Genomic DNA, 16,694 nt, shown 5'->3' on the forward strand with positions numbered 1-16,694 from the left:
CTACCCTCGCTGGAGGCATCCGTCGTACCTGGTCAGGAGAGGAGTCGCGTGGCGCGCAGCCGCAAGGTGACGGTCAGCACCGACGCTCACGGTCACACCGCCGGGTGGGCGGAGACCGCGCTGGCGCCGGTGACCCCACCCGCACCGGACCCGGCCGCCGCGGCGTTCTTCGACGTCGACAACACGATGATGCAGGGCGCGTCGATCTACTGGTTCGCCCGCGGGCTCGCCGCCCGGAACTACTTCACGACCGCCGACCTGGCCCGCTTCGCCTGGCAGCAGCTCCGGTTCCGGCTGCTCGCCCGCGAGCACGCCGGGGACATGTCCCAGGCGAAGGACGCCGCGCTCGCCTTCGTCGAGGGGTGGCGGGTGGACGACGTCGAACGCCTCTCGGAGGAGATCTTCGACGAGCTGATGGCCCCTCGGATCTGGGCCGGCACCCGGCAGCTCGCCCAGCGCCACCTGGACGCCGGTCAGCGCGTGTGGCTGGTCAGCGCCGCCCCGGTGGAGATCGGCCGGGTGATCGCCACCCGACTTGGCCTGACCGGCGCGATCGGCACGGTGGCCGAGGTGCGGGCCGGGGCGTACACCGGGCGGTTGGTGGGCGACCTCATGCACGGGCCGGCGAAGGCCGAGGCGGTCACCCAGCTCGCCGCCGTGGAAGGGCTGGACCTGAGCCGCTGCGCGGCCTACAGCGACTCGGCCAACGACCTGCCGCTGCTCCGCTCGGTGGGCCGGGCGGTGGCGGTCAACCCGGACGGCACCCTGCTGCGGCAGGCCCGGCAGCACGGCTGGGAGGTGCGGGACTTCCGCAACGGCCGTCGGGCGGTCAAGATCGCCGTACCGTCGACGGCGGCGGCCGGTCTGGTCGCCGGCGCGGTCACCGCCGGCCTGGCGTTGCAGCGCCGCCGCCGCGCCGGCTGACCGCCGGGCCTACGGCCCGAAGGGGTCGGGTCGCCGTTCCAGCAGCGAGTGCAGGGTCTGCTGGATGGTCTCCCGCACCTGGTCGGCGAGGTTGAAGACCACCAGCGGGTCGTCCGCCGAGTCGGTCAGGTGCGCGGTGGGGATCGGCGGGCAGAACTCGATCAGCCATTTGCTGGGCAACGGCACCATGCCCAGCGGCCCGAGCCAGGGGAAGGTCGGCGTGACCGGGAAATACGGCAGCTTGAGCAGCCGAGCCACGGGCTTGATGTCGGCGAGCATGGGGTAGATCTCCTCGCCGCCGACGATGGCGACCGGAACGATCGGCGTGCCGGTGCGCAGCGCCGCCGAGACGAAGCCGCCCCGACCGAACCGTTGCAGCTTGTACCGGTCGGCGTAGAGCTTGCCGACGCCCTTGAACCCCTCCGGGAACACACCGACCAGGTCACCACCGCCGAGCAGCCGCTCGGCGTCCGGGTTGCAGGCCACCGTGCCACCGGTCTTGCGGGCGATCTCCGACACCACCGGCATCCGGAAGACCAGGTCGGCGCCGAGCAGGCGCAGGTAGCGGTGAGCGGGGTGCTTGTCGTGCAACGCCGCCGAGAGGATCAGCGCGTCCAGGGCGACGGTGCCGGAGTGGTTGCCGACCACCAGCGCGGGCCCGTCGACGGGGACGTGCTCGACCCCGCTGACCTCGGTACGGAACCAGTCCCGATAGAGCAGCCGCAGCAGCGGGTGGAAGACCGCGTCGGTCAGGTCCGGGTCGAACCCGAACTCGTCGACCTCGTAGTCACCGGCCAGCCGTCGGCGCAGGAACGCCAGCCCGTTCGCGACCCGGCGGTCCCACTGGTCGCCGGGCCGATCCGGCACCGCCGGACCGGTGCCGCCCGCCCCGCCCGCGGTGGGCGGGACGCCCCCGCCCGCCGGCTCGTCGGTCGTCGTGTCGACCTCGTCGGCGGCCGGGTCGCCGCCCGCCACCGCCGGCTCGTCGGTCGCGGTGTCGACCTCGTCGCGCGGCGTCCCGGCCGGCGTGAGCCGGCTCGCCGGCCGGTGGCCGTTGCGCCGCGCCGGCTCCGCGTCCGGCACGGGTGGCCCCGGCGGTACGTCGAACGGCCCCATGCCCGCCGGCTCGCGCCCCTGCGTCGGCCCGGTCATGACGCCACCTCGGTTCGCGACCGCGGGGCTCGCCCAACCGGCGCACGCCGCGCGCTCATGACGACCGCTCCCGCACCGCGGCACGGACCTGCCGGATGCCGTCCAGGACCAACTGCTCGGCGGCGGCCAACTGACCCCGGCTGAGCACCACCCCACCGTTGTGGGCGCGGATGAAGTCGTCGAACGCGGCGGCGGTGGAGCGGGGTGTGAAGCCGTACTCCTGTTCAAGGCGCGTGGTGTCGACGACCCGCCCGTGCACGAAAAGATCGACCTGGTCCAGGCCGTAGCGGCCGAACCCCATGGTGCGGGCCAGCGCAGCGGCGCCCGAGAGACCCGGCTCCAGCACCGGCACGGCCACCCGACCGGCCCGCCGGATCGCCTGGGACAGCGACAGCACCCCCGGACCGGCGACGTTGTAGGTGCCGGGGTGATCCTCCACGATCGACCGGTGCAGCACCTCCAACGCGTCGTCGAAGTGCAGGAACTGCAACCGGGGATCGCGGCCGAAGACCGTCGGCACGAACGGCTGCGCGAAGTAGCGCGTCAACGTCGTGTCGGCGGTCGAACCGATGAACGGAGCGAAACGCAGCACCGTGGCGGTCACGTCGGCCCGGCGGCGGCGGAAGCCGCGAACGTACCCCTCGACGTCGAGGATGTCGCGGCCGAAACCGCCGCGCGGCACCTCGCGCGGCTCGGTCTCCTCGGTGAACACCGCCGGATCGCGGAACGACACCCCGTACGCGGCGGTCGACGAGCGGACCACGAGCTTGCGCAGACGGGGCGCCCGTTGGCAGGCGGCGAGCAGTTGCATGGTGCCGATGACGTTCTGGTCCTTCATGGCCGACCGGCCGCCGTGCTGCTGGTCGGGGGCGCTGACCAACGCGAGGTGCACCACCGCGTCGACCTCCAGGTCGGCGAGGAGCCCGACGAGCGACCCCGGGTCGACGCGAATCCGCTCGACCCGGTCCAGCAGATCGGTGAACTCGGCGCCCGGCTCCGGCGCGTCCACGCCGATGACCCGCTCGATGCGGGGGTCGGCGGCCAGCCGGGCAGCCACGTGCGCGCCCAGGTACCGACCGACCCCGGTGACGACGACGACCCCCGGAGCACCTGAGGTGCTTCCGGGGGTCATCTGACGCACCTACGCCGACAGGAGGGATCGAGCCGGGACGACCACGGCCTGATCACCTGAGCCTCCGGGGGTCGACAGTTTGGCAAGTGAGGCCTTATGCCGGGCGCTGTGCCCGGCGACGATCACTTGCCGAGACGGCGACGCTGGACGCGGGTCTTGCGCAGCAGCTTGCGGTGCTTCTTCTTAGCCATGCGCTTACGGCGCTTCTTGACCACCGAGCCCATACGACAGCCTTTCGATACAACGTGCGGGGCGGACCGGATGACACCACGCAGGTGGCGACGGCGACCGCATGCGGACAACGGACCGGACCGGTCTGGGCGGCAGGGCGCACCGGTGGGGTCTCGGTCGGGCTCCAGGGTAGCCGGAGAGCGTCAGCAGGACCAACGCGCCCCCGTCCATGCCGCCTACGTGGCACTCGATCGGCGGACCGGTGGCTCAGGCGGTTTCCTGAAACGCGCCCCGCAGGTATTCGTGCACCGCGTGCTCGGGCACCCGGAACGACCGCCCCACCCGGACGGCGGTGAGCTCACCGCTGTGCACGAGGCGATAGACCGTCATCTTTGACACCCGCATGACCGTCGCCACCTCCGCGACGGTCAGGAACTTGACCTCCGACAGCCGTCCATCGGACTGCGACCCGGCCATGGCTCACCGACCCATCCCATGCCCGGCGCGTGCCAACCCGACGGATGCTCCGGGCCGGGCGGCGACGCGCGTGTTACCAGTACGGTAGCGGGGCGGCTGTGACCGGCGCGATCCCTTCGTACAACTGATCATGCCCAGATCGTCGGTTCACCCGATCCGCGCTCCCGCTATCCCCCCGCCTGCGCCGGTCGTCCGATTGGCCCGGCCCGATCTCACTCGGCGCGCAGCGCCACCACCGGGTCGAGTCGGCCGGCGCGCTGCGCGGGAACCACCCCGAAGACGATCCCCACCGCCGCCGACACACCGAAGGCCAGCGCCAACGACCACCAGGTGATCGCCGCCGGGATGGGTGACAACGCGTCCACCAGCAGGGCGGTGCCCACGCCCAGCGCCATCCCGGTCAACCCGCCGATCGTGGTGAGCAGCACCGCCTCCAGCAGGAACTGCACGCCGATGTCGCGGGGCCGGGCGCCGACGGCCTTGCGCAGCCCGATCTCCCGGGTCCGTTCCCGGACGCTGACCAGCATGATGTTGGAGACGCCGACGCCGCCGACGAGCAGCGAGATGCCGGCGATGGCGGCGAGCACGCCGGTGAGGACACCGAGGATGTCGCCGAGCACACCGAGGATCTGCTGCTGCGTGACCGCGCTGAACTCGGTGTCGGGGTGGCGGCGGTTCAGCTCGGCGACGATGCGCTCGCCCAGCTCGTCGATGCGCTCCCGATCGGGCGCCTTCACCGCGATGCCGTCCACCCGCTGGGTGCCCCACAGTCGCTGCGCCGCGGTGACCGGCACGTGCACCTCGTCGTCCCGGTCGACGCCGAGGCTCTGCCCGAGGGGCGCGAAGACGCCGATGACCCGGAACCGCACCCCGGCGAGGGTCACCTGCTGACCCAGGGGATCTCGGTCGGGGAACAACGCGCGGGCCACCGAGTCACCGAGGACCGCGACCCGCCGGCTGGTGTCGACGTCCGTGCCGGTGAGGTAGCGGCCCCGGGCCAGCGACCGGGTGAACACCGTCGGGGTGGTCTCCAGCACGCCCTGGACGGTGGTGAAGTCGGAGCGGGCGCCGGCCCGTGCGGTCGCCCCGGAGGCGACGGTGACCGCGACCCGGTCGGGATCGCCGACGACCCGGGAGACCGCGTCCACGTCCTTGAGCGTCAACGGCGACACGACCGGCGCGGTGCCCACCTCGATCTTGCCGGGGACGACCAGCAGCAGGTTGGAGCCGAGCCCTTCGACCTGCTGCTCCACCTTCTGCTTGGTGCCGGTGCCGATGGCGACCAGCAGCACCACCGAGGCCACCCCGATGATCACGCCGAGCATGGTGAGCGAGCTGCGCAGCCGGTTGGCCCGGAGCGCGTCCAGCGCGACCCGCCACGCCTCGGCGACCCTCACGCCGCACCGTCCTCGGGCTCGCGCGGAAGGCGCCCGGTGGCTCCGGCGGCGCCACCAGAGCCACCGGACGGGTGCCCCGGGCCGCTTCCGGACACGGACCGGGGCTCCGCGCTGGGAGCGGGGACCAGTGTCTCAGGTCGACCGTGATCGACGGACAGCGGTCGATCATGAGGTGCGGTGGCGCTGTCCGCCACCACCACACCGTCGCGCATGGTGATCCGGCGGGCGGCCCGCGCCGCCACCTCCTGGTCGTGGGTGACCATCACCAGCGCCACCCCGGATTCCGCGTTCAACCGCTCCAGCAGCTCCAGGACCGCCGCGCCGGTGACGCTGTCGAGGTTGCCCGTCGGCTCGTCGGCCAGCAGCACCGTCGGCTCGGTGACCAGGGCGCGGGCGATGGCGACGCGCTGCTGCTCGCCACCGGACATCTGGTTGGGCCGGTGGTCCAGCCGGTGCCCGAGACCGACCCGGCCCAGCATCGCCGCCGCCCGCTCCCGGCGCTGCCGGGCCGACACACCCCGGTAGACCAGGGGCAACGCCACGTTCTCCACCGCCGACGTACGCGGCAGCAGGTGGAACGCCTGGAAGACGAACCCGATCGTCTCGTTGCGCAGGGCGGCCATCTCCGGCGGGGAGAGGGCGTTGACGTCCCGCCCGCCGATCACCAACCGGCCACCGGTCGGTCGGTCGAGCCCGCCCAACAGGTGCATGAGCGTGGACTTGCCCGAGCCGGACGGCCCCACCAGCGCCACGTAGTCACCGGGCTGCACGGTCAGCGACACCCCGCGCAGCGCCTCCACCGACACCCCGTCGAGGTGGTACGTCCGCGACACGTCCACCGCCTCGATGGCCGGCGGGGTGTCGGTCACCGGACCTCCTGGCCGTCGCGCACCTGGTCGGTGCCGCGCACCACGACCCGGTCGCCGGCCTGGACCCCGTTGAGGATCTGCACCAGGTCGGCCCCCTGGACGCCCACGGTCACCGGCGCCCGGTCGGCCTTGCCGTCGCGGACCACCCAGACCGCGTCCCGGCCGTCGGCGGAGAACACCGCCGAGGCGGGGACGGTCACCGCGTCGGCGGCCTCGCGTACGCGCAGGTGCACGATCGCGTTCATGCCGGGGCGGGGCGTCGGGGCCGGCGCGTCCTCGGCCAGCTTCCCGGGACCCAGCGTGAGGCGTACCCGATAGGTGACGCCGCCCTGCGCGGAGCTGGTGGGGAGCACGTCGACCGAGCGGACCGTGGCGTCGTAGCTGGCGCCGGTGACGGCGTCCAACTCGACTGTGGCGCCGACCCCGGCCTTGACCAGCAGCACGTCGGTCTCGTCCACCTCGGCGAGCAGCCCCAACTGCCCGGTGTCCACCACGGTCAGCACGGGCGTGCCGGCGGTGACCTGACCGCCGACCGCGACGGCGTCGTCGACCCCGGCGGGCGGCCCGCCCTGGGCGGGGGCCAGCGCGGACGGGTCGAGCCCGGCCCCACCGGCCTGCTCCAACAGCCCGGCCAGTCCGCCGTTGGCGCCGCTGCCGGCCCGGGTGCCGCCGGGCTGCACCACCCCGGCGACCGGGGCGCGCAGGGTCAGCGCGTCGACTGTCGCCTTCGCCAGGTCGTACGCCTGCTGGGCCTGGAGCCGCTGCGCCGCGGAGAGCGAGCCGACGGCGGAGTTCAGCCCGCTGATCCCCGCTGCACCGCGCGGACCGCCGCGTCGGCGCTGCGCGCGGCGGCGGCGTACTGCCGCTGGGCGGACGTCACCTGGGTCAGCAGCGCGTCGCGCAGTTGCGGGTCGGCGATCTTCTCGGCGGCCTCGCGGGCGGCGTCGAACGCCTCCTCCGCCGCCTTGTCCGTGCCCCGCAGGCTGCTGCTCAGGTTGCCGGTGGAGACACCCCGGCCGGCGCGCTTGGCGGCGTCCAGCGCCTCCTTCGCCTGGCGCAGCCGGGCCTGAGCCGACGGGGATGCGACCACGGCGAGCACCTGGCCACGCTTCACCCGCTGTCCGGGTTGGACGCGCAGGCTGGCCAGGGTGCCGTCGGCGGGCGCGGTGAGGGTGGCGGCGGCGCGGGCCGTCACCGTCGCCGGGGCGTCGATCACCTCGCTGACCGGGTTGCGGGCGGCCGAGGCGAGCGCGACCGGCGGCTGGTCGTCGCCGCACGAGGCGGCGGTGGTGGCGGTGAGGACGGCGACGGCGGTCAGGGCGATGAGCAGGCGGGGCCGCGTGGCGCTTGCGGGCCGCGGCAACTGGGGGCGGCGCACCCATCGATCGTACGGCGCACCGTCGCGCCGACCGTCAGGCGGAGGTCGCGCGGACGTACGCCACGCACTCGTCGTGCAACGTCGACCACTGCTCGCCGAACGCCTGCTCGGCGGCGGCGTCGGGGGTCTTGCGCTCGTGCACCACGGCCTTGAAGAAGGTCAGCAGCCGCTCCGGCCCGAACCGGTCGACGAGGTGCCGGACGGCGAGGTAGCCGACGCCGTAGCTGCCGCCGACCCGCTCGGCGGGGGCGTCGTCGGCGGGCGTGACGCCCTCCAGCCGGCCGTCCCAACCGCCCCGGACCAGCTTGCGCACCTCCGCGAGCCCCTCGTACCGGTCGACCGGCTGACCGCCCGAGCCGGCGAACTCGGCAAGCCCTTCGACGAGCCACCAGGTCGTCTTGCCCGGGTAGCCGCGCTCCGGCAGCGAGGCGGCGTGGGTCAGCTCGTGCCGGAGCAGGTCGTCGGTGCTGCTGCTGGACAGCCCGTCGGCGTTGAGCACCACCTCGTGGTGGCCGCCGCCCACGGTCACCGCGTAGCCGCCGGTCCACTGTGGGCGTCCGCCGCCGTACCAGCGCTGCCACTCCGTCCGACCGGCGTAGAAGATCCGGTAGCGGTCCGGCGGCGAGCCGGTCACGGCGTACGTGTCGGCGACGGCGGCGGCCGCCTCCGCCTGGGTCAGCAGGCCGGGCAGCTTGCCGCGCAGCGCCGGCGTGGTGGCGACGATGGTCCGCGCGCCGACCGCCACGGTCAGCTCGCTGATCTCCCACGGTCGGGTGCCGGTCTCGGCGGACTTGGACTCCTCCAGGGCGACCAGTCGCGGCTGGTCGCCGTTCTCCCGCCAGCGGGTGCCGATCAGCACCGGGCTCGGTCGGCAGCCGGGCGCCACGAAGCAGTACTGGAAGCGCACCAGCAGCCGCCACTCGCCCGGCCTGCCGACGACCGGTACGGGCAGGCCGCTCGGCTCGGCCCGCCACACCGTCACCTTCAGGGCGCGCAGCGCAGCGAAACGACGGCGCAGGTCGGGATGCGCGGCGGGGTCGGCGACGGCGAGGAAGGCGGGCCGGTCGCCACCGAGCAGTGCCGTGGACTGCCGCTGGAGCTGCGCGGTCATCCGGTCGGACAGCGCGCGGGCGACGGCGGTGGCCGGGTCGTCGGTCGCGGTGGCGCCGGCCCGGCTGACCGTGGCCCGGCCGCCGGCCTCGCGTACCGCACCGACGACCAACGCCGCCGGAAGGCCGCAGCCCAGCAGCAGGACCACCACGACGAGCACGGTCCACAGCGGCCAGAGCCGCCGCGGTGCTGGCTGCTGCACCCCGTCAGTCACCCGCCGAAGGGTACGACCAAAGACCGGATCGGGCGAGGCCGACCCGGCCGATCGGACCGGGTCAGGCTCCGCGAGCCGGCCAGGAGCGGAATGCCACGTCCAGGCCGGCGACCAACTGGTGGTACGAGCGGTCGACCTCGCGCGGCAGGCCGAAGCCACCGGCGGCCTCCAGGGCGACGAACCCGTGCAGGGCGCTGCGCAACGCCCGGGTCGCGTCCACCGCGTCGTCGCCGGTGAGTCCGTAGCCGCGCAGCACCGCGAAGATGGCGCCGACCGCGCGTTCGCCCGCCTCGACGTGTTCCGGGTCGGACGGGTCGGGCACCCGCTGGGTGGCGGGGTAGCGCCCGGGGTGCCGGTGGGCGTAGGCGCGGTAGGCGTCCGCCATCGCCCGCAGCGCGTCCCCACCCGAGCGGCCGGCGGCCGACGTGGTCAGCTCTGTGGCCAGCTCGACGGTGGCCAGCGCGGCGAGCTTCTGACTCAGCGCGTCCGCCCCTCGGATGTGCTTGTAGAGGCTGGGCAGCGCGACTCCGAGCCGGCTGGCGAGCGCGGCGAGGGTGAGCTGCTGGTAGCCGACCTCGTCGGCCAGCCGGGCGGCCTCCCGCACCACGGTCTGCTGGTTGAGCCCGGCCCTAGGCACCGGCACACACCGCCAGGAAACCCACCAGCTCGTCGGCGGTGGCCCGCGGCCGGTCGGCGTGCGGGTAGTGCCCGGCCTCCTCGATCATCCGGGCCTCGGCGACGCGGAAGAGCCGGCGGGCCGCCCGCGCCTCGGCGCCCGGGTCGGGGAAGTCCGGGTCCTTGGCGCCCATCAGCACCAGCACCGGTTGGCGCACCTGCGGCGCGCGGGCGGTCCAGTGCGGCTCGACCGGCGCGATCACACCGCGGGTCGCGGCCATCCGGCCGGGCTCGCGCAGGTTGGCCACCATCGACCGGCGGTACGCCGCGTCGTCGGCCGGCCGGTGCACGGGAAAGAGCGTGTTGTGGAACATCCCGAACAGTCGGGGACTGCGCAGCACGGCCGCCATCGCCGCCCGCAGCAGCGGGTTGAGTTTCGGCTGACCGACGAACGCGCCGATCTGCACGATGCCGGAGACCAGCTCGGGCGCGTCGGTCGCGGCGAAGACCACCGCCGCGGCGGCGGACGAGCTGCCGACCAGCACGGCCGGCCCCGAGTCGAGGTCACGGACGACGGCCAGCAGGTCGGCGCCGACCTCCGCCGGGGCGTACGTGGGCCAGCCGACGCTGGACTCCCCGTGCCCGCGTACGTCGACCGAGGCGACCCGGTAACCGGCGGCCACGAGCAGCGGCACCAGGTGTCGGAAGCTCGCCCTGTTCTCGCCCATGCCGTGCGCGAGGACGACCAGTGGGCCGTCGCCGTGCACCTCGTACGCGATGTGTCCGCCGTCCCGCCGCACCTGGCTAACTGTCATAGCTTTAAGCTAACCCAATTAGCCAAGCGCGTCAAGCGGCGACTACTTCTTGGAGATCAGGGCGCGGCCGAAGAAGACCAGGTTCGCCGGGCGCTCGGCGAGCCGACGCATCAGGTAGCCGTACCACTCGTCGCCGTACGGGACGTAGGTGCGCACCGTGTAGCCCTCGCCGGCCAGCCGGGCCTGCTCCTCGGGGCGGATGCCGTAGAGCATCTGGAACTCGAAGCGCTCCGGCCCCCGGTCGAACCAGCGGGCCCGGTCCTCGCCGATCGCGATCATCCGCGGATCGTGGGTCGCCAGCATCGGGTAACCGTCACCGGACATCAGGATGTTCATGCAGCGGACGTAGGACTTGTCCACCTCGCGGGCCGACTGGTACGCCACCGACTCCGGCTCCCGGTACGCGCCCTTGCACAGACGCACCCGCGACCCGGCGGAGGACAGCTCCCGGCAGTCCGACTCGGTGCGCCGCAGGTACGCCTGGAGCACCGCGCCGGTCGACGGAAAGTCCTTGCGCAGCTTGGCCAGCACCTCCAGCGTCGAGTCGGTGGTGGTGTGGTCCTCCATGTCCAGGGTGACCGTGGTGCCCGCGGCGTCGGCGGCCGCGCAGATCGCCCGCACGTTGTCGTACGCCAACTGCTCGTCGAACATCTGGCCGAGCGCGGAGAGCTTCACGCTCACCTCGGCGGCCGGGGTGAGCCCGGCCCCGGAGAGCATCGACAGCAGCTTCAGGTACTCGTCCCGGGTGGCCGTGGCCTGCTCGGGGGTGACGGTGTCCTCGCCCAGGTGGTCGAGGGTGACGGCCAGACCGTCGTCGACGAGCCCGCGGGTCGCGCGCAACGCGTCGTCGGTGGTGGCGCCGGCGACGAACCGGCGAACGACGTCCCGGGTGTACGGGGCGGTCGCGACGAGCCGCTCGACCTGGGATGACCGGGAGGCGGCGAGGATGACGGAACGGAGCATGAGCCGAGCGTATCGCCCCTGCCAGGACCCCCGCCGAGGGGCGGCCGGGGCTGCGGTGCTGGCGTCGATCGACTACAACGATGCCGTGGACCAACGCCCCCGCCGCCGGCTCCGGTCGGCCTCCGTGCAGCTCGGCGCGCTCACCGCTCTCGCGCTCGCCCTCTCCGGCTGCAACATGACCTCGGACGACGACGATGACGACTGCGCCCTCGGGCCGGTCGGCGGCGGTGACACGGTCGCGCTGGCGATGCGGGTCCCCGCGCCTGTCGCGGGGCGGACCGCCGGGGAGCCGACCACCGCCGCCCTGCCCGAGCGCGGCGGGTTCGGCACCCACCTCGCCTCCTGCGGCGGCTGACGTGCGCCGTGAGTCCGTGCCGCCCCGGCCCGACTGGGACGCCACCATCCGCGCGCAGGGGCTGGTCTACGTCGACACCGAACTGCCCGACGGCGGGATCATGTCGTACTGGGACGAGACCGCCGCGTACGCCTTCGACCTCGACGAGGTGCTGCGGCTGGAGGAGGCCACGGAGGAGCTGCACCGGATGTCGGTGGCCGCCGCCGAGCACGTGGTGGCGCAGCGCCGGTACGCCGAGTTCGGCATCCCCGCCTGGGCGGCCGACGCGGTGGCCCGGTCGCTGCGCGAGGCGCCACCCACCCTCTACGGGCGCTTCGACCTGGCGTACGACGGCACCTGGCCGCCGAAGATGCTGGAGTACAACGCGGACACGCCGACGGCGCTGGTCGAGGCGAGCATCATCCAGTGGTACTGGCTGGAGCAGACCCGCCCCGAGCTGGACCAGTGGAACAGCCTGCACGAGCGGCTGGTCGGCGCCTGGGCCAAGATCGGCGCGGGGCTGCACGACCCCCGGGTGCACGTGCTCTGGTCGAACGAGGAGGAGTCGGGCGAGGACCACATGACCGCCGGCTACCTCGCCGAGACCGCCCGACAGGCCGGCCTCGACGTCGAGCTGCAACCCATCCAGGAGATCGGCTGGGACGGCCGGCGCTTCGTCGACGCCGCCGACCGCCCGGTGACCACCTGCTTCAAGCTCTACCCGTGGGAGTGGATGCTGGCCGAGCCGTACGGGCCGCCCGCGCTGGCCCCGGGCACCCCGACCACCTGGATCGAACCGGCGTGGAAGCTGCTGCTGTCCAACAAGGCGCTGCTCGCGATCCTCTGGGAGCTCTACCCCGACCACGAGTACCTGCTCCCGGCGTACCTCGACTCGCCGCGCGGCATGCCCGAGTACGTGGCCAAGCCGCTGCTCGGCCGGGAGGGCGGCTCGGTACGCATCGTGACCGCCGAGCAGGAGATCACCAACCCGGGGATCTACGGCGACGAGGGCTGGTGCTACCAGGAGTTCCGGGCGCTGCCGCAGTTCGCCGGCAACCGGGTGGTGCTGGGCAGCTGGATCGTCGACGGCGAGTCGGCCGGGGTGGGGGTTCGGGAGAGCGCGAGTCTGATCACCGACGGCTACGCGCGGTTCCTGCCGCACTACATCGACGCGCCGCGCACCCCGTGAGTCGTCTACCGTTGGGGGCGTGAACTTCGACGCGTACGCCCGGACCGGCGTTGACCTGGTCAACGCCCGCCTGGACGACCTCGACGACCTGCGGGCCCTCTTCCCCGACGACAACGCCTGGATGCGCGACGAGGTCGCCGATCGCGACGTCGCGATTTTCCGGCGGGCGCAGAAGCGGCTCCGCGACGTCTTCGAGTACGGCACCTCGGGGCGCGACGCCCAGGCGGTGACCGAGCTGAACGCGCTGCTCGAGGCGTTCCCGGTCCAGCCGCGCATCTCCGGGCACGACTCCAGCGACTGGCACATGCACGTGACCAGCCGGGGCGCGTCGGTCAGCGCCGAATACCTGGCCGGCGCGGTCTGGGGGCTGTCGGTCTGGCTCTGCGAGTACGGCAGCGCCCGCTTCGGGGTCTGCGCCGACGAGCGGTGCGGCAACGTCTACCTGGACACGTCGTCCAACTGCTGCCGGCGGTTCTGCTCCGAGCGCTGCGCCACCCGCTCGCACGTGGCGGCACACCGGGCCCGCAAGCGGGCCGCCATCGGGGAGCAGCTGCCGGTCGCCCCGCAGCCGACCTCGACCACCGAATCACTGACCCCGGTCAGCTGACGCCGGGCCCCGCCGGGGTCAGACGTCGACCGGTGACTGGGCGGGCAGGTGCTGGCGGGCGAACTCCAGCGCGGCGCGCAGGTCCGCCTCGCGCACCGCGCGACTCTTCGCGCCCCGGGTCGCCACCTCGACGGCCACCGCGCCGGTGAAGCCCCGCGCCGCCAGCGAGGAGAGCAGCTCCCCGCAGGGCTGGGTGCCGCGCCCGGGCACCAGATGCTCGTCGCGACCCTCGCCGGTGCCGTCGCCGAGGTGCACGTGGGCCAGGCCCGCGCCCATCCGGTCGGCCATTTCGAGGGGGTCGCTGTGCGAGGCCGCGCAGTGCGACAGATCCAGGGTGTACGACGGGTAGCCGCTGTCGGTGGGATCCCACCCGGGGACGTACGGGACGAACTGCCGGCCCGCCATCCGCACCGGATACATGTTCTCCACCGCGAAGCGCAGCCCGTTGAACCGGTCCGCGACCGTGGCCAAGCCCTCGGCGAAGTTGCGCGCGTAGTCCCGCTGCCAGGAGAACGGCGGGTGCACCACGACCGTCGGCGCACCCAGCGTCTCGGCCAACTCGGCGGCCCTGCGCAGCCGCTCCCACGGGTCGGGGCTCCACACCCGCTGCGTGACCAGCAGGCAGGGCGCGTGCACCGACAGCACCGGCACGCCGTAGTGCGCCGACAGGCCGCGCAGCGCGCCCGCGTCCTGGCTGACCACGTCGGTCCAGACCATCACCTCGACGCCGTCGTAGCCGAGCGCCGCAGCCAGTTGGAACGCCGCCGCGGTCGGCTCGGGAAAGACCGACGAGCTGGACAGGAGCACCGGAACGCGGGAAGTCACATCAGCCAGCGTAGCTTGGCTGTCGTGGGGCCATCAGGACGAGCACTGGCAAACCACTCGTAACCCGGCACCCTGGTCAGATCGGCTCGAGTTGATCGAGTCGGCGGAGGATGACCCCCTCCCGCAGGGCCCACGGGCAGATGTCCAGCGTGTCCAGGTCGAGCCTGCGCATCACCGCCTCGGCGACCACCGCGCCCGCCAGCAACTGGTGGGCCCGGCCCGCGCTGACCCCCTCCAGCTCCACCAACTGGCTGGGCGGAATGTGCCGGATGAAGCCGATGACCTGCCGCAGACCTTCACGGGTCAGGCTGCGCCGCGCCCAGAGACCGGCCCCGGACGGCGCCGCGCCGGCCAGTCGCGCCAGGGTGCGGAACGTCTTCGAGGTGGCCACCGCCCGACCCCAGCCCACCTCGGTCAACTGGTCGACCACCTTGTTTAGCCGGCCGTCCACGTACTCCCGCAGTTTGTCGACGGCCTCGGCGGACGGCGGCGTCGCGCTGTCCGGGTCGACCCGCAGCCGCTCCCGGCTCAGGCGGCCGGCGCCGAGCGGCAGCGAGATCGCGACGTCCGGGTCCTCGTCGATCCCGGCGGCGATCTCCAGGGAGCCGCCACCGATGTCGAGCACCAGCAGGCGCCCCGCCGACCAGCCGAACCAGCGCCGCACCGCCAGGAAGGTCATCCGCGCCTCGTCCGCGCCGGAGAGCACCTCCAGGCGTACGCCGGTCTCGTCGCGGACCCGGGCGAGCACGTCGGCCGCGTTGGTGGCGTCGCGGACGGCGGACGTGGCGAACGCGATCAGGTCGTCGGCCTCCAGCCCGGTGGCCGCCGCCTTGGCCATGCCGACCGCCTTGACCAGGCTGTCCGAGCCGGCCTCGGTCAACGCGCCGTCCGGGCCGATCTGCTCGGCGAGACGCAGGACGACCTTCTCCGAGTGCGCCGGCCAGGGGTGCGCGCCATGGTGCGCGTCGACCACCAGCAGGTGCACCGTGTTGGATCCGACGTCGAGGACACCCAGTCGCATGGTGAAGACACTAGGTGCAACACGTTCGTGCGGCTCGTCGGCCCGGGGACGTCACCGCGCGTACGCTGGTCCGAGTGACGATGGAGCTCCGCGTGCTGGTGGACGATCCGGGCGACCCGCGCAGCCGCGAGGTGCCGCTGGACTTTCCCCGGGAGTGGATCGAGTTCGCCGACCCGGCGGACGAGACCCACCTGATCCGGGCCGACCTGACCTGGCTGCTGTCCCGCTGGACCTGCATCTTCGGCCGGGGTTGCCACGGCATCATCGCCGGCCGGTCCGCCGACGGCTGCTGCTCGCACGGGGCGTTCTTCACCGACTCGGACGACGAGAAGCGTGTCCGCAAGGCCGTCAAGCTGCTCACTCCGTCGACCTGGCAGCACTTCCGGCGCGGTTTCAAGAACTGGACCGACGAGGACACGATCGACGGCAAGAACCCCGCACGCCGCACCGCCACCCAGGACCCCGACGGGCCGTGCGTCTTCCTCAATGACGCCGACTTCGCTGGCGGGGGAGGCTGCGCGCTGCACGCCCAGGCGCTGCGCGACGGGGTGCACCCGCTGGAATACAAGCCGGACGTCTGCTGGCAGCTGCCGATCCGGCGGGACCAGGACTGGGTCAAGCGACCCGACAACACCAAGGTGCTGGTCTCCACGCTGTCCGAGTTCGACCGGCGCGGCTGGGGCGCCGGCGGGCACGATCTGGACTGGTGGTGCACCTCCTCGACGGACGCCCACGTGGGCGCCGAGCCGATGTACCTGTCGTACGGGCCGGAGCTGACCGCGCTGATCGGCGCCGCCGCGTACGAGCGACTTGCCGAGCTGTGCGCGGCCCGGGTGAAGCAGGGCCTGGTCGCCCCGCACCCCGCCGACGATCTCTAGCTGATCTTGGTAGCAAACTTGCTACCATTTCCCCATGGCAATGACGCTCCGCCTCGATGACGAACGTGAACGGCAACTCCGCCTCGTCGCGGACGAGGAGGCGCGGTCGATGCACGCCGTCGTCGTCACCGCGATCGATGACTACCTGGCACGGCGAAACGCCAAGGAGTTCGGCGACCTGGCCGACGAGATCATTGAACGCCACGCCACCCTGCTCGCCCGCCTGGCGGAGTGATGACGGACATCCGCTATCCCACGCTCGCCGACGTGGCCGCCATCGCCCGCAAGCTCGGTGTCGGGATCAGGGACGCCGGCCTGGTGGAGTCGGCGGTGGCTCGACCGAAGACGAGTGTGTTCGGAGAGGATGCCTACCCGGACCTCTGGACCAAGGCGGCGGCACTGCTGCACTCGCTGGTCAACAACCACCCGTTCGTGGACGGCAACAAGCGGATCGGCTGGATCGTGACGATCGCCTTCCTGCTCCAGAACCGCGCCTTCACCGTCGCCCAACTTGACGAGACCGACCAGGACATCGCGTACGACCTGGTCATCAGCGTGGCGGAGAGCCGTCTGACCGAGGTGGCCGACATCGCGGTGGCGCTGCGCAAGCTGTTCTGAGCTGC

General features: G+C 73.1%; 19 protein-coding genes and 1 pseudogene. 7 read left to right on the top strand and 13 right to left on the bottom strand.

Annotated elements, in window-relative coordinates; genetic code table 11:
• The first annotated feature begins 48 nt into the window (after nt 1–48).
• On the top strand, nt 49–924 hold the full coding sequence (locus ABZU46_RS02620) for an HAD-IB family hydrolase (RefSeq protein WP_354854510.1): 876 nt from the start codon (nt 49–51) through the stop codon (nt 922–924).
• A 9-nt stretch (nt 925–933) separates the two neighbouring features.
• Here the strand turns inward: ABZU46_RS02620 and ABZU46_RS02625 are convergent, their stop codons facing one another.
• The 11 genes and pseudogenes from ABZU46_RS02625 to ABZU46_RS02675 form a co-directional block, all read right to left on the bottom strand.
• Nucleotides 934–1,791: a lysophospholipid acyltransferase family protein gene (locus ABZU46_RS02625; RefSeq protein WP_354854568.1), complete on the bottom strand. Its 858-nt coding sequence runs from the start codon at nt 1,789–1,791 to the stop codon at nt 934–936.
• 340 nt (nt 1,792–2,131) lie between these two features.
• Nucleotides 2,132–3,208 (bottom strand): NAD-dependent epimerase/dehydratase family protein, encoded by a 1,077-nt coding sequence (locus ABZU46_RS02630; protein ID WP_354854512.1) that lies wholly within the window; start codon nt 3,206–3,208, stop codon nt 2,132–2,134.
• 122 nt (nt 3,209–3,330) lie between these two features.
• Entirely contained in the window at nt 3,331–3,432 is a 102-nt protein-coding gene (locus tag ABZU46_RS02635) for an AURKAIP1/COX24 domain-containing protein (RefSeq protein WP_007465623.1), read from the bottom strand.
• Between the two features lie 214 nt (nt 3,433–3,646).
• Nucleotides 3,647–3,856, bottom strand: a complete 210-nt coding sequence (locus tag ABZU46_RS02640) for a helix-turn-helix domain-containing protein (RefSeq protein WP_007465625.1) — start codon at nt 3,854–3,856, stop codon at nt 3,647–3,649.
• A gap of 212 nt (nt 3,857–4,068) precedes the next feature.
• On the bottom strand, nt 4,069–5,253 hold the full coding sequence (locus ABZU46_RS02645; RefSeq protein ID WP_354854513.1) for an ABC transporter permease: 1,185 nt from the start codon (nt 5,251–5,253) through the stop codon (nt 4,069–4,071).
• Nucleotides 5,250–6,122 carry an ABC transporter ATP-binding protein gene (locus ABZU46_RS02650; RefSeq protein ID WP_354854514.1) on the bottom strand — a complete coding sequence of 291 codons (873 nt, stop codon included), beginning with the start codon at nt 6,120–6,122 and terminating at the stop codon, nt 5,250–5,252. Before ABZU46_RS02650 ends, ABZU46_RS02645 begins: the two co-directional genes overlap by 4 nt.
• Nucleotides 6,119–7,500: pseudogene (locus tag ABZU46_RS02655) on the bottom strand (efflux RND transporter periplasmic adaptor subunit). Before ABZU46_RS02655 ends, ABZU46_RS02650 begins: the two are co-directional and overlap by 4 nt.
• 34 nt (nt 7,501–7,534) lie before the next feature.
• On the bottom strand, nt 7,535–8,824 hold the full coding sequence (locus ABZU46_RS02660; RefSeq protein WP_354854516.1) for a hypothetical protein: 1,290 nt from the start codon (nt 8,822–8,824) through the stop codon (nt 7,535–7,537).
• Nucleotides 8,825–8,885: 61 nt separating this feature from the next.
• Entirely contained in the window at nt 8,886–9,461 is a 576-nt protein-coding gene (locus tag ABZU46_RS02665) for a WHG domain-containing protein (RefSeq protein WP_354854518.1), read from the bottom strand.
• Nucleotides 9,454–10,254, bottom strand: coding sequence for an alpha/beta hydrolase (locus ABZU46_RS02670; RefSeq protein ID WP_354854520.1), 801 nt, complete (start codon nt 10,252–10,254; stop codon nt 9,454–9,456). The genes ABZU46_RS02665 and ABZU46_RS02670 overlap by 8 nt, the downstream gene beginning before the upstream one ends.
• A gap of 42 nt (nt 10,255–10,296) precedes the next feature.
• Nucleotides 10,297–11,217, bottom strand: a complete 921-nt coding sequence (locus ABZU46_RS02675; RefSeq protein WP_354854522.1) for a proline dehydrogenase family protein — start codon at nt 11,215–11,217, stop codon at nt 10,297–10,299.
• Here ABZU46_RS02675 and ABZU46_RS02680 point away from each other — a divergent pair.
• The 3 genes from ABZU46_RS02680 to ABZU46_RS02690 are packed head-to-tail and all read left to right on the top strand — an operon-like array spanning nt 11,216 to nt 13,347.
• Nucleotides 11,216–11,572 (top strand): hypothetical protein, encoded by a 357-nt coding sequence (locus tag ABZU46_RS02680; protein ID WP_354854523.1) that lies wholly within the window; start codon nt 11,216–11,218, stop codon nt 11,570–11,572. The two genes, ABZU46_RS02675 and ABZU46_RS02680, sit on opposite strands and share 2 nt — an antisense overlap.
• Nucleotide 11,573: 1 nt before the next feature.
• Nucleotides 11,574–12,740: a glutathionylspermidine synthase family protein gene (locus tag ABZU46_RS02685; RefSeq protein WP_354854525.1), complete on the top strand. Its 1,167-nt coding sequence runs from the start codon at nt 11,574–11,576 to the stop codon at nt 12,738–12,740.
• A 19-nt stretch (nt 12,741–12,759) separates the two neighbouring features.
• Nucleotides 12,760–13,347, top strand: coding sequence for a CGNR zinc finger domain-containing protein (locus ABZU46_RS02690; RefSeq protein ID WP_234582354.1), 588 nt, complete (start codon nt 12,760–12,762; stop codon nt 13,345–13,347).
• An 18-nt stretch (nt 13,348–13,365) separates the two neighbouring features.
• On the opposite strand, the gene ABZU46_RS02695 is transcribed toward ABZU46_RS02690, so the two are convergent.
• A complete protein-coding gene (locus ABZU46_RS02695) occupies nt 13,366–14,172 on the bottom strand; it encodes a sugar phosphate isomerase/epimerase (protein ID WP_354854527.1) in 807 nt (268 codons plus the stop codon).
• Between the two features lie 76 nt (nt 14,173–14,248).
• Nucleotides 14,249–15,193 (bottom strand): Ppx/GppA phosphatase family protein, encoded by a 945-nt coding sequence (locus tag ABZU46_RS02700; RefSeq protein WP_354854529.1) that lies wholly within the window; start codon nt 15,191–15,193, stop codon nt 14,249–14,251.
• A gap of 80 nt (nt 15,194–15,273) precedes the next feature.
• Here ABZU46_RS02700 and ABZU46_RS02705 point away from each other — a divergent pair, with 80 nt between their 5' ends.
• The 3 genes from ABZU46_RS02705 to ABZU46_RS02715 are packed head-to-tail and all read left to right on the top strand — an operon-like array spanning nt 15,274 to nt 16,689.
• Entirely contained in the window at nt 15,274–16,071 is a 798-nt protein-coding gene (locus ABZU46_RS02705; RefSeq protein WP_354854569.1) for a hypothetical protein, read from the top strand.
• A gap of 34 nt (nt 16,072–16,105) precedes the next feature.
• On the top strand, nt 16,106–16,306 hold the full coding sequence (locus ABZU46_RS02710; protein WP_354854531.1) for a hypothetical protein: 201 nt from the start codon (nt 16,106–16,108) through the stop codon (nt 16,304–16,306).
• A complete protein-coding gene (locus ABZU46_RS02715; protein WP_354854533.1) occupies nt 16,306–16,689 on the top strand; it encodes a type II toxin-antitoxin system death-on-curing family toxin in 384 nt (127 codons plus the stop codon). The genes ABZU46_RS02710 and ABZU46_RS02715 overlap by 1 nt, the downstream gene beginning before the upstream one ends.
• Nucleotides 16,690–16,694: the final 5 nt, after the last annotated feature.

The organism is Micromonospora sp. NPDC005197, assembly GCF_040608295.1.
Taxonomy (GTDB): Bacteria; Actinomycetota; Actinomycetes; order Mycobacteriales; family Micromonosporaceae; genus Micromonospora.

Bases quoted from the DNA above. Each gene is read 5' to 3' on its own strand.
- ABZU46_RS02630 (WP_354854512.1), bottom strand. From the start codon at position 3,208: ATGACCCCCGGAAGCACCTCAGGTGCTCCGGGGGTCGTCGTCGTCACC.
- ABZU46_RS02635 (WP_007465623.1), bottom strand. From the start codon at position 3,432: ATGGGCTCGGTGGTCAAGAAGCGCCGTAAGCGCATGGCTAAGAAGAAG.
- ABZU46_RS02640 (WP_007465625.1), bottom strand. From the start codon at position 3,856: ATGGCCGGGTCGCAGTCCGATGGACGGCTGTCGGAGGTCAAGTTCCTG.
- ABZU46_RS02670 (WP_354854520.1), bottom strand. From the start codon at position 10,254: ATGACAGTTAGCCAGGTGCGGCGGGACGGCGGACACATCGCGTACGAG.
- ABZU46_RS02680 (WP_354854523.1), top strand. From the start codon at position 11,216: ATGAGCCGAGCGTATCGCCCCTGCCAGGACCCCCGCCGAGGGGCGGCC.
- ABZU46_RS02675 (WP_354854522.1), bottom strand. From the start codon at position 11,217: ATGCTCCGTTCCGTCATCCTCGCCGCCTCCCGGTCATCCCAGGTCGAG.
- ABZU46_RS02700 (WP_354854529.1), bottom strand. From the start codon at position 15,193: ATGCGACTGGGTGTCCTCGACGTCGGATCCAACACGGTGCACCTGCTG.
- ABZU46_RS02705 (WP_354854569.1), top strand. From the start codon at position 15,274: ATGGAGCTCCGCGTGCTGGTGGACGATCCGGGCGACCCGCGCAGCCGC.
- ABZU46_RS02710 (WP_354854531.1), top strand. From the start codon at position 16,106: ATGGCAATGACGCTCCGCCTCGATGACGAACGTGAACGGCAACTCCGC.
- ABZU46_RS02715 (WP_354854533.1), top strand. From the start codon at position 16,306: ATGACGGACATCCGCTATCCCACGCTCGCCGACGTGGCCGCCATCGCC.